The organism is Robinsoniella peoriensis, from assembly GCF_000797495.1.
GTDB classification, from domain to species: Bacteria; Bacillota; Clostridia; order Lachnospirales; family Lachnospiraceae; genus Robinsoniella; species Robinsoniella peoriensis.
On the sequence record NZ_JTGN01000004.1, the window covers coordinates 474,886 to 487,101 of the forward strand.

Annotated in this window: 12 protein-coding genes; 6 read left to right on the forward strand and 6 right to left on the reverse strand. The window is 39.8% G+C overall.

All coding sequences use genetic code 11. From position 1 onward, the window contains the following. Positions 1 to 2 precede the first annotated feature (2 nt). Positions 3 to 1,295 carry a hypothetical protein gene (locus tag QR40_RS10720; RefSeq protein WP_052377695.1) on the reverse strand — a complete coding sequence of 431 codons (1,293 nt, stop codon included), beginning with the start codon at positions 1,293 to 1,295 and terminating at the stop codon, positions 3 to 5. A gap of 75 nt (positions 1,296 to 1,370) precedes the next feature. Continuing rightward, complete coding sequence (locus QR40_RS10725) at positions 1,371 to 2,123, reverse strand: AraC family transcriptional regulator (protein WP_027292875.1); 753 nt, start codon at positions 2,121 to 2,123, stop codon at positions 1,371 to 1,373. A gap of 426 nt (positions 2,124 to 2,549) precedes the next feature. On the opposite strand from QR40_RS10725, the gene QR40_RS10730 reads away from it, so the two are divergent. The 6 genes from QR40_RS10730 to QR40_RS10755 all read left to right on the forward strand — a co-directional run bounded on the left by QR40_RS10730 (position 2,550) and on the right by QR40_RS10755 (position 10,447). Then, positions 2,550 to 3,959 carry an ABC transporter substrate-binding protein gene (locus QR40_RS10730; protein WP_027292876.1) on the forward strand — a complete coding sequence of 470 codons (1,410 nt, stop codon included), beginning with the start codon at positions 2,550 to 2,552 and terminating at the stop codon, positions 3,957 to 3,959. Between the two features lie 56 nt (positions 3,960 to 4,015). Beyond that, positions 4,016 to 4,888, forward strand: a complete 873-nt coding sequence (locus tag QR40_RS10735) for a carbohydrate ABC transporter permease (RefSeq protein ID WP_160295798.1) — start codon at positions 4,016 to 4,018, stop codon at positions 4,886 to 4,888. Between the two features lie 13 nt (positions 4,889 to 4,901). Continuing rightward, positions 4,902 to 5,726, forward strand: coding sequence for a carbohydrate ABC transporter permease (locus tag QR40_RS10740; RefSeq protein ID WP_052377697.1), 825 nt, complete (start codon positions 4,902 to 4,904; stop codon positions 5,724 to 5,726). A 40-nt stretch (positions 5,727 to 5,766) separates the two neighbouring features. Then, positions 5,767 to 7,557, forward strand: coding sequence for a sensor histidine kinase (locus tag QR40_RS10745; protein ID WP_044294855.1), 1,791 nt, complete (start codon positions 5,767 to 5,769; stop codon positions 7,555 to 7,557). A gap of 74 nt (positions 7,558 to 7,631) precedes the next feature. Continuing rightward, entirely contained in the window at positions 7,632 to 8,702 is a 1,071-nt protein-coding gene (locus tag QR40_RS29745; RefSeq protein ID WP_052430795.1) for a response regulator transcription factor, read from the forward strand. Between the two features lie 188 nt (positions 8,703 to 8,890). After that, positions 8,891 to 10,447, forward strand: coding sequence for an alpha-L-fucosidase (locus tag QR40_RS10755; RefSeq protein WP_081998858.1), 1,557 nt, complete (start codon positions 8,891 to 8,893; stop codon positions 10,445 to 10,447). Positions 10,448 to 10,592: 145 nt separating this feature from the next. Here the strand turns inward: QR40_RS10755 and QR40_RS33635 are convergent, their stop codons facing one another. The 4 genes from QR40_RS33635 to QR40_RS10770 form a co-directional block, all read right to left on the reverse strand. Continuing rightward, positions 10,593 to 10,682 carry an FMN-binding protein gene (locus QR40_RS33635; protein ID WP_081998859.1) on the reverse strand — a complete coding sequence of 30 codons (90 nt, stop codon included), beginning with the start codon at positions 10,680 to 10,682 and terminating at the stop codon, positions 10,593 to 10,595. 48 nt (positions 10,683 to 10,730) lie between these two features. Then, positions 10,731 to 11,342, reverse strand: coding sequence for a TetR/AcrR family transcriptional regulator (locus QR40_RS10760; protein WP_044294857.1), 612 nt, complete (start codon positions 11,340 to 11,342; stop codon positions 10,731 to 10,733). Positions 11,343 to 11,512: 170 nt separating this feature from the next. Beyond that, positions 11,513 to 11,707, reverse strand: coding sequence for a hypothetical protein (locus QR40_RS10765; protein WP_044294859.1), 195 nt, complete (start codon positions 11,705 to 11,707; stop codon positions 11,513 to 11,515). A gap of 109 nt (positions 11,708 to 11,816) precedes the next feature. Then, positions 11,817 to 12,143, reverse strand: a complete 327-nt coding sequence (locus QR40_RS10770; protein ID WP_044294861.1) for a hypothetical protein — start codon at positions 12,141 to 12,143, stop codon at positions 11,817 to 11,819. Between the last annotated feature and the right edge of the window lie 73 nt (positions 12,144 to 12,216).

The window sequence follows — 12,216 nt, forward strand, 5'->3', positions numbered from 1 at the left end:
TTTTACCCTGCATAATCATCTGCAACGCGCATAGCAATTTTTTCCCATTCCCAGAGTCTTTTCGGGTCATATCTCACCGTGGAGATGTCCTTGAAAATAAGTTCCACATGGCATCCGCTATCCGTAAGGGCCATAAAGTCCCGCAGATCTTTTTCAGCCTGATTGGAATCAAAGGTATTTCCTGCTACAATTACCGGATTAGGCTTTCGGCTGATTACGTAATCGGAACCAATTGCATCTATTATTTTTTCACTGTTGTTCCAGGGAGATGCTGATACCTTTCTAAGGTTGGGGATACGACGCAGTATATCCATTTTAATATCCAGCGGTTCACAACAGCCATAATAGGTCAAGCCAAAGCGTTCCAGCCATTTCAAGTCGTGTTCTACGGCAAATTCCCAATGCATCTCGGGAGAGACGGTAGAGAAAATCTGTGCGTTGGAACAGCCCCACATGTTTTTCGCCATCACATGGGAAGAATCATAGTCAGCTCCGGGAAGTTCTGTCGTATAGCCATATCCTCCGGAACCGATTCTGGTATTGTTATTATCCAGTGAAAGCAGGTTCATGGCTTCCAGCTGGTCCATTTCCTTCATCCATGCCTGTACCATGCGTTCGTAAATGTCATGCACCATATCTGGGCGGAGAATCAGATCCATAATTGCCTCCTGTACACCCCACCATCGTACCAGGTAGTCCCAGGGTGTATACCAGATGTGCTTTCTTCCCACCTTTTTCACGGGAAGAATATCCGCAAATATTTCATTCATGGCGGCAAATGTTTCTTCGGTTTCTTTAATGTCATGTGTAACAACAGGCATTTTAATCTTTTCGATATCTTCCGGTTCCGAGATCTGGATTTTAAAATGCCTGGATACTACGTCGTTATCCTGATCAGTAGATACGCAGGTCACATCTTCTTCAATTCCAAAACCGGTAGACGAAATAGCAAGTGGAGATTCCATATAAGGATTAACGACCATATCTCCAGGGAAATGATTCCACTGGTAGATTGTTTTTCGCAGGCTATCCTCTAACTTTCTGGCCCAGGGCTGCCGGCATCTCAACGTTAATTCATCATCCACATTCAATTCATGCCATGGAACTTCATTGATCCAGACCATTGGTTTTACGGATTTTTTGTCATTTAATAAAGCCCAGTTCTTTGCACGTAATGCGTTTCTGCTGTCGTCAGATATTTCTGCGATTCGATACCCCAGGGTGCGCAGAATATCTTTGTCCGAGTCTGTAAAACGGATCATATTAATTTTTGCACTCTTTTCTTCTTGTAACATATACCTACCTCCCGGTGTTGTTCTTTTCTAAAGGGTATCATGAATAGAAAAAAGCCACAACACTGTGGTGTGACTTTAAGGTTGCACGATGTGACTTTTGCGGTAGGTGCTGGGCGAAATGTCCATGTAGCTGTGAAAGGCTCTGGAGAAAGATTTTTCATCTGCATAGTCTGCGATCTGACAGGCTTCTGACACAGTAGCTCCCTGTGCCAGGGCAATGGCTGCCCGGTTCAAACGTGCGGAATAGAGATACTGGTTGGGTGACATTTGAAAAGTAGCTTTGAATTTACGTGAAAAGTAGGATCGCTCCATTCCCACATATGCTGCCAGATCACGCACTGTAATGCGGTCCGCTAAATGTGTATCGATATAATCCAGTACGCTTTTCATAGCAGGATGATCGGTTTTTTGCAGGGGAAGATCCTCATTAAGCAGTGTCAGGAATATATCAAAAAGCTGTTCTGTTTCTCTCTGATATCTGGATTGTCCCATAAATGAACGCAGACTTTGAAGGATATAATACATCGGGGTATTTTCTATTATTTTTACAATTCCCAGATCAATATAAAAATCCATCTTTATCTGAATGTGAAACCAGAGTACCTGCAGGGGATCTTCTTTAATATGCCAGAGTGTATACGGTTTCATTAAAGGCAGAATATAGAAAAATCCCGGTTCCAGTCGGATCTTCTGATCCCCTTTTTTGAGATATGCTTCACCACCGAGGATATAGTACATGCGGTAAAATAAAGCATTTTCATCTGTCATACCCCAGTCTTCCGAACAGACCGTATAATCACTCTGCAGCAGGGTAAATTCATGATTCATAAAAAGCAGCCTCCTTTACAAATCTCTTTTGTACCTTATTACTTTGCTGTTTCTTTCTTTACAGTTTAAGGTTTTGTAGATATTTAATATTTTGTTGTTTATAGTTTAGCATTTCGCAAAAGTAAAGTCACTTTCTTTTTAGTATCTGATTGCTGTATCCTGTTTGAATTCGCAAAAAAAGACACAGGGAGGACCAAACTGTAAGGCGGAGATTTGTAGTTAATCAGAATGAGTCGATTAGTTAGTATGTGAGAAAATATATAAAAACATACAAAGTATATTGACTTAAACATCAAAAAAGTAAAAATATTAACGGTGAGGTAAATATATTTTATAGACGACATTATACATAATTGCTAAAATAGCATTATCAGTTAGCGCTAATGTGAAAAAAATATACGAAGAACCGAAATAGGAGGATTTAAGATGAAAAAGAGAATCATAAGTATTTTATTGGCGGTTACGATGTTGTCTGCAACACTTGCAGGATGTGCAGGAAATTCAGCGGATTCCGGGGAAAAGACCACCGGCAATAAGAAGGGAACCCAGGAGACAACAGCTGCAGGAGCGGATTCAGAAAAGGAGACAGGTGAAGAGCAGACGGCAGGAGAGGGCGAACCGGTCAAAATCAAATTCTTGAACCGCTGGGCGGAAGATACGGTTCTGGGAGCCGCTATATATAAAGCCTGTCAGGATTTTATGGAAAAAAATCCGAATGTTGAGATTGAATATGATGCCGTAGCAGGGGCGGACGATACGCAGTTTTATGAAAAAATGAAAACAGCGGCAGCTACAGGCGATATGTATGAATTGTTCCAGAATTATGGCGGCAGTACCATCTATTCCTACGTGGAAAGTGATGTTCTGTATGACCTTACCTCTGAGTTTGAAAAGGATAAGGAGTGGAAAGATAACTTTTTAGATCTGTTCAGTATGTGGGAATATCAGGCAAAAGAAGGTGTATATGGGGTTCCATTTACTGACTTTGCTACCGTTCTCTATTGTAACAAGGATATGTTCGAATCCAGAGGACTGAAATATCCGGAGACGATTTCAGAATTTGAAGCAGTCTGCGATAAGTTCCTGGAAGAAGGTATTACACCGGTTCCAATGTCAGGAGAAGGATGGCGTTTTGCACATCTCCTTTCCGGTCTGGTTATGAGAAAATATGGCGAGGATTATATTTATGACCTGGCAAATGGAAAAGAAAAGTACACCGGCGACAAGATGCTGGAGTTAGTAAATCTTATGAAATCCTGGCAGGACAAAGGGTATTTTGGCGAAAACATTGCATCCCTGGATTCTGCAACAGAGCAGGCACTTTTCTCAACGGAGAAATCCCCGATGATTGCAATCGGAACCTGGCAGCCGACCAATATTCTGGAAAACAATCCGGAATTTCTGGATAGAAAAGGAGTAGATGTAATCTGGTTCCCTGCATTTGATGACAAGATGGATTTAAAAGGAGGCTCAATGGGAGGTCCAAATGAAGGTCTGTCTATAGCTAAGAAAGATGAGGCAACTACCGCAGCAACCGTAAAGCTGGTAAAATACCTTACTTCACCGGAAGTCGTTACCGAGATATGGAAAGCAGATCCCACTCAGATCTTCGCAGTTAAGAGTGCAACACCGCCGGAAGAGATGAATTATTTAACAAAAGAATGTATTGACCTGATAAATAATACGGCAACTGGCTTAATGCAGGAAATTGACCAGTACAGCACAATTGCTTCTTTACAGGACAGACTGAGAAATTCCCTTGCGGGCATGGTAGCAGGTAATTCTCCGGAAGCTGCAATGAAAGAGGTTCAGGACGAAATAGACAGCCATAATTAAAAATGATGCGCGGACAGGGGAGAAGCCTGTCCGTGTATATAAAGGGGGGACTTTCCGTGAAATGGATAAAAAAATATTATGTGCCGTTTTTCATGATTCTTCCGGCATTTCTATTAATCGCATTTATGTTTTTCACACCAATCATTCAGACTGTCTATCTGTCATTTGTGGAATGGAATGGCATCTGGCAGACGCCGAAAGAATTTGTAGGATTCAGTAATTATAAACGCATGTTCAGCGACCGTGTATTCTGGATCTGTATCCGGAATATGTTTATTTATCTGGCACAGGGTGTTTTAATTCAGGGTCCGATTGCATTTTTACTGGCTATGTTTATCTCAAAAAAAATACGGGGGCTGCGTGCATTTAAATTTGCATTCTTCCTTCCGGTTATTATTCCGATGACAGCGGTAGCAATTATGTGGAAATTTATTTTAAATCCAAACTGGGGTTTAATTAATGATATGATACGATTTTTTAATCCTGATTTTAACATGGACTTTTTGGGCAATCCCGATATCGCAATGTATTCGGTAGTACTGGTAAGTGCATGGGTATATATCGGCTTAAATATGGTTATTTTTTCAGCTGGTATGACAGCTATACCTGAAGAATTATATGAATCGGGCGAACTGGATGGAGCAACCGGAATAAAAAAAATTCTCTATATTACACTGCCCATGATGAAAGAAAGTTTAAAAGTATATGTCATTCTTATGATTACCGGAACCCTGAAGACCTTCGACCTGGTATTTGTTATGACAAAGGGAGGTCCAAATGAAGCCACGCAAGTGCCGGCAGTTAATATGTACCTGCAGACGTTCTCCTATGGAAAATTTGGCTATGGTGCCACGATTGCTACATTTATTCTGGTGGTGGGGTTAATTGGAAGTCTGATTGCAAATAAGTATCTGGTTGCAAAAGAGTAGAGGAGGCGAGATAATGAAAGTAAAAATCAAAAAGAAAATTCTCTATATACTGGCGATTTTGTGGGCATGTATGAATATCATTCCTTTGATTGTTGTCATACTGGGGTCTTTTAAAAATACCAACGAAATCTATATGGGGCCCTTTAAACTTCCAGAGATATGGAGTTTTAAAAATTATGATAAAGCAATCCTGCGATCCGGGGTTATAAAAGGCATTTTTAATTCTTTTACCTATGCCATTATATCCGTTATCCTGATTATGGTCATTGCACTGATGGCTGGATTTGTTTTGTCAAGGTTCAAAGGAAAGCTGATTGATGGGCTGAATATTTACTTCATATTGGGAATTTTAGTTCCGGTACAGGCAACTTTTATACCACTGGTAGGGACAATTGGGAAGCTGGGGATGCAGAACAATCCCGTTACGATGATTACTATATATGTAACGTTCAATCTACCCATGTCCATCCTGCTGATAACCGGGTATATGAGGGGAATTTCCAAAGAAATTGATGAGGCGGCAACCATAGACGGAAGCGGGACTTTTGGCATCTTCCGGAAGATGATTGTGCCATTATCCCTTCCGGCAATCTCTACAGCAGGTATTCTGGCATTTGTAAATATTTATAACGACCTCATCTTTGCGACGCTGTTTATATCAAAACCCAAATTTCAAACCATAACACAGGTAGTCAATAGTTTTTCTGCGCAGTATAATACAGATGTAGGAGCAACTTTAGCGGCAATGGTGGTAGCAATTATTCCGATGATTATCATTTTTATGTGTTTCCAGGAAAAAGTAATTGCAGGTTTATCAGCAGGGTCCGTGAAAGGGTAGGAATATAGAAAGGCGCGTACAGAAGGGGTATAGAGTGAGGATGAGATTACTGAGGAAGCTATTTAATGGGATTTCTTTAAAAAAGAAAATATTCGTATTGCTGGTACCTTGCATGGCGGGAATGCTTCTTATAATGCTGCTGCTTGCAGGGGTGTATTCCAACAATATGCTGGTAGAGAAAATGATTGACAATTCATATCAGAACCTGAATGTAATCTCAGAAAAATTAGATTTACTGACCCAGAATATAGAGAGCTATTCCGTATTGGTATTGACCAATAAAGATGTGCAAAAATGGCTGGAAGGACAGAAAAATGCCAATTATTCTGTGAAACAGGATGTATTTGCATATCTGTTAAATATCATCAAGTCTAATTGTATCAGTAATCTGATTATCCATACTTATCACGATACAGGAGAAGCCTTTTCTGTCAATAAGTTTATTGATCCCGACAGGAAAATAGAAGATACTGATTTTGTAAGGCAGTTTTATGGCATGCAGGAAAGCTATTTATGGAAACTCAATGAAAATTATTATTTTACATCCATGCCTCTTTCAGCCGGAAAATGTGTAATGTCATATTACAGGAAAATTTATAACGAAAACACGGTTGAAGTAGTCGGATGCGTAGAACTGATGGTGGATGAATCGGTAATTACAGAATTGTACGAGAATATTCGTCTGGCCGATACAGGACACTATGTGATTCTGGACCATTCCGGAAAAGTAGTTTCTTATAAAGACAAGGGAGAACTGGGGAAAGATTATTCGGATAAGGAATATTATAATGCTATCAGCCAGTCGGAAGGAAACCATAAAATTACTATGGGGAACCAGGAGTACCTGGTCACCAATAAAATGTATAAAAAGCTGGGCTGGAATATTGTAGGTATTGTTCCGGTTGCGGAAGTGGTTAAGGACAGCCGGCGGCTTCAGTTGTTTTTGCTTTTTCTGGGTGGTTTTTTTATCGTTCTCACGGTATTCATGGGATCTTTTCTTGCAAAATATGTATCGGATCCAATTATCCGTCTGAAGAAAATTATTATTCAGATCGGGGAAGGCAGACGGGATATAAAGATCAGCCAGGATCGGTCAGATGAAATTGGAGAGCTGTTTATCGCTTTTAGCAGGATGATAGAAAAAAACGATGATTTGATGAAAAACCTTTTAGAAGAACAGAATCGGAAAAAGGAGTATGAGTTAGCCCTGATCCAATCCCAGTTAAATCCCCACTTTTTGTATAATACACTGGAATGTATCTGTGGTATGGCGTCTTTGAACAAGACGGATGACATTATTTTTGTGGTTAAAGAACTGGCATTTTTTTACCGGGGAGTTTTGAGCAAGGGAAATAAAGTCATACCCGTGAAGACAGAGTTAAATATTATCGAACGATATTTTAATATCTTAAAATACCGTTATCCCAATAAACTGAATTACGAAATTGATTGTCAAAAAGAAGCAGAAAACTGTTCTATTTTAAAGCTGTGCCTTCAGCCAATTGTAGAAAATGCAGTGCTGCACGGTCTCAGGGGAAAAAAGAATGACTGGAATATAAAAGTACAGGTTTATATAGAGAATGAGCGGGTAATACTCTGTGTCTATGACAGCGGCATAGGAATGGACAGCGAAAAAATCAAAGATGTTTTTAACCAGGATGAATGGGATAAAGAGAAAGTCAATTTTGGCATTAAGGCAACTGATGAAAGGATAAAATTGTGTTATGGAATGGATTACGGTATTCACATAGAAAGTGAACTGGGCAAATTTACAAAAGTATATTTTGTCTTTCCATACAATACCATAGACCACGCTCCAGAGTGTGTTTAAACATTGCTTTTATTAAGATGAGCGAATTATTTTAACGTAAAGACGTTATATAACAGGAAAGAAGTGAGGCTGACATGTATCAGATCTTAATTGTAGAGGATGAATTCTATGCCAGACAAAGATTGAAAAGCTGCATAGAATGGGAAAAGTATGGATTCACCATTGCCGAAGAAGCCGAAGACGGAGAAGAAGCTCTGCAAATATTGTCGGAGAAAAAGATCGATTTAATGATTGCAGATATTGAGATGCCGATTATCAATGGGATAGAACTGTCAAGAAAATTATACGAACAAAACAGTACGGTAAAAATTATATTCCTGACGGGGTACGATGATTTTTCTTATGCCCAGAATGCCATCCATTATGGCGTAAAAGAGTATTTGCTAAAACCTGTGGAAGAACAGGAACTAAAAAAGGTTCTGGAAAAAATAAACGAAATACTGGATGGGGAACAGCAGGTGAGTCAGAGGGCGATTCTGGGAGAAATGTACTACAAGAAAATGAAAGAAGATTTGCTGGATAAAATGTATGAGGGGAGGCAGGAAGAAGTGAGCAGGCAGCTTTCGGAAATCTTTGCATATGCCCAGGAACATTACACAAAGCCGGAAGAGTTTAACAGTTTATCCCAAAGCTTAATGGATGCGCTAAATGAATTCTGCGGTAAATCGGAGAGACAGAAAGAGAAGGCCCAGGAGATACCGCACTTTACCCCATATAAAGAATTTTTAATTAAGTTGTTTCTGGAAAAACTCTGTCAGCAGGGAGAAGAGAGAAATTCGGGTACAGAAATTATCATTGAGCTTGCCAAGCAATACATAGACCTTCACTATCAGGAAGCACAGCTTTCTTTGACTGTGATCTCAAACTCATGCTATGTGAATCCATCCTATTTAAGCCGGATATTCAATCAAATGACAGGCACTTCAATTCCATCTTATATAAAAGAACTGCGCCTTGCAAATGCTGTCCGGATGATAATGGACGGTGTCAGCTGTATAGATTTGCTGGCTGCTAAAAATGGTTTTCAGAATGCAGGTTATTTTAGCACCTGTTTTAAAGAGAAATTCGGTATGCGTCCCTCGGAGTATATTAAAAAAATGGAACAGGTGAAAGAGCATAATATGGGGCATAGTTCTTTGGGGTAGCATCTGGTATATCTGGTATTAAAGTGAGTATAAGAAGCTGATGTATTTCCAGGGCTTAGATATGTAGAAGGAATATAAGGAATTTAAGGAATTTAAAATAAGGAATTTAAAATAAGAAATTTAAAATAAGGAAGAAAAAATAAGGAAAAAAAATAAGAAAAAAAATAAGAAAGATAGGTGAAAGTAAGATGGGTGTACAACAAAAAGTTCAAGAAGAAGGCAAAGGAAAAGTTCAAGAAGAAGGCAAAGGAAAAGTTCAAGAAAAAGTCAGGGAGAGACTGTATGAAGTGGAGCGTGTAATTGCACAGGGGCCATTTCAGGACACCTGGGAATCTTTATGCACATATGAAATTCCAAAATGGTATCAGGATGCAAAATTCGGGATATTTATCCATTGGGGTGTTTATGCGGTTCCGGCATTCGGAAGTGAGTGGTATCCCAGGAATATGTATCTGAAAGGAACCCCGGAATATGAGCATCATTTAAAGACTTATGGTCCTCATGACCAGTTTGGCTATAAAGATTTTATACCTATGTTCCAGGCAGAACATTTCAGGGCTGATGAATGGCTGGATCTCTTTGAACAGTCGGGGGCCAGATTTATCATGCCGGTTGCAGAACATCATGATGGTTTTCAGATGTATGAGAGTGAACTGTCTAAATGGAATGCCAAGAACATGGGACCCAAAAGAGACATAATCAAAGAGTTAAAAGAAGAAGCGGGGAAACGTGATATTACATTTACTGTCTCTGACCACCGGGCAGAACACTGCTGGTTTTTCAATGGAGGAAGGGAGTTTGCTTCAGATATCAATGATCCTGCTTTTGAAGACTTCTACTGGAAGCAGCAGGATGGAGGAGATCTGGATGGAAGTGTGACACATGATATATATTCGGTTGCTCCCGGTAAGGAACATATGGATGACTGGCTCGCCAGAATGTGTGAGCTGGTGGACAACTATCGTCCTCAGATTGTCTGGTTTGACTGGTGGATTCAGAATGTTGCATTTAAGCCTTACCTGAAGAAATTTGCAGCATTTTATTATAATCGTGCAGCTGAATGGGGAATAGAAGTGGCAATTAATTATAAATACGATGCTTATGCTTATGGAAGTGCGGTATTTGATCTGGAAAGAGGACAACTGGATGCCATCCGTCCCCAGCTTTGGCAGACAGATACTGCAATTGCAAAAAATTCCTGGTGTTACACCCATGGAAATGATTTTAAATCACCGGTAGACCTGGTTGGGGATCTGGTGGACATTGTCAGTAAAAATGGCTGCCTGTTGCTGAATGTAGGACCAAAAGCGGATGGTACATTTACGGAAGAAGACAGAAATGTACTGCTTGAAATAGGAAACTGGCTGAAGAAAAATGGGGAAGGAATTTATGGCACCACATTCTGGCAGATATTTGGAGAGGGACCTACCAAGGTTGCCGGCGGATATTTTACGGATGTGGACAGAGCCCCATTTACCCCGGAGGATATTCGCTTTACGTATAAAGCAGGTGTATTATATGCATTTGTGATGAAGTTTCCTGAGGATGGGCAGGTAACTATTAAAGCCTGCGGCATTCCAAAAGTCTGCAGTGTTTCTACCAGTACGTTTGATGTAAAAGGCGTTGCCGTATTGGGCTATGATGCAGCGGTTTCATTTACAAGGGATGATACAGGAATGCATGTAAAGGTGGAAGAAAAGATAGAGACACCTTACCCTGTTTGCCTGAAAATACAGATTGACTAGTTAGTGAGGACGGGATAATAATATAAATTGAAAATAAAATGATGGCGGATGCACGGGAGTACACTTTTTTAGTGCATCTGCCAAATTTTATATACACATTTATTTGTTCTGACGAAATCAATCAAATAACAGGAGGCGCAGCGGGCTACCCTGACGATTTCCCATTTAGCAAAGCATTATCAACAGCCTTACGAATGGTATCGCTGCTGTAAGTGGCTGATGAGATGGCATCCACCTGAAGAGAATGTTCGGCTAAAAGCGATTAGTAAAAAGAAAATTATTTTTAGCATTCATCTAAAATCCCCCCTAATAAAATTCCTGCAAAGTTTACGCTAAGTTCATTGAAATTATCCAATTTATATAGACAGTTTTCGGATGCACACATAACAAAACCCAGCAGGGCAGTAACGATCATCCAGGATGTATGAGCGGCATTTTCTTTAAATATTTTTTGACGTATTCCTTCTTCCAAAAGGCTGTCCATCATTCGGATGCCTTCATTGTCAGGTATTGACCCATTTTCAGACGCAAAAATAACATTTTTTCCGCTGTACATAACGGATTTTGTCATTTCCGCTTCTTCTGACAGGATTTTTATTACAAGAACCATAAGTCCCCGGACTTGCTGGTCAATCGGACAGGTCTGATGCTCTGTCAGAAATTGAGCGGCATTTTTTTCTACCTTAGTATAAAGCATAGCAGCAATATCATCTATGATTTGTGACTTGTCTTTATAATAGAGGTAAATTGTTGTGGGGGAATACTCAATTTTAGCGGCAAGCTTTCGAATGGACAAGGCCTCATAGCCTTCTTGATTGATAATTTCGGTTGCAGCATCCATTATTTTTCTGCACATCTGCTTTTTTTCATTTTCTCGTCTTTCTTTTATTCCCATATGTAAATTCTCCTGTGATTAACGGTGTTAATATTTTTGATAATGTAATTGTATGTAATATCACCAAATTTGTCAACACAAATAAAAAGACATTAAATGACTATCAGTTATGGGCACTTTTTGCTTTCAGCGTCGGTGATCACGATGCTTGCATGTATTATTACAGAATATCAATACAATCGATACTGCTGATACAACCTGTTCCTCACCGCCAGATCCGTAGTAGCCTGCATTAAATCCTTAATCCGGTTTTCCTGAAGTAAATAACGGGAAAGAGCGGCAAATCTGTTTTCTCCTTTTATGAGTCCTTCTTTTTCTCCTATGGAACGTTCTTCTTCTCTGATATCATCAAAAGCTTTACACATATTAAAAACAACTCCTTTCGTGTCTGTTGTGGCTGTGTTCTTTAAAGTATCCAGTTTGTCTGTTTCACCCAGAAGCAGGTGAATCAGCTCAAAAGTCTGAAGATCAAGTTTACTGTACCGGTCTGGTATAATTCAACGCATCGTACAGCATGGAACGTATTACCATTGCATAATTTACGTCAGTTTGATTTTCGCATGCAAGAATAGCAAACTGAGCTCCCAAATGAGTTTTCTTGACCACATCGCGGTAGCGTCTAACTGCTTTTTTTCTTCCGGATTTATCCGGCAGGAGAATGGATTGATTGCATTCCGCAGGGGAAAGATCCTCCGGCTTTATGATTTGTTTACCACGGAATACAGTTCCGTTATAAATATCTGCAAAATGTTCAGGGTTTTCCAGATATTGATTGATGAATAAGTCTTTTTCTTGTGTCATGTTATCCTCCTCTTGAATAGGCAATACACGGACACTTGGAAATATTCATGATTCTGCACTAAAGGGAATAGGT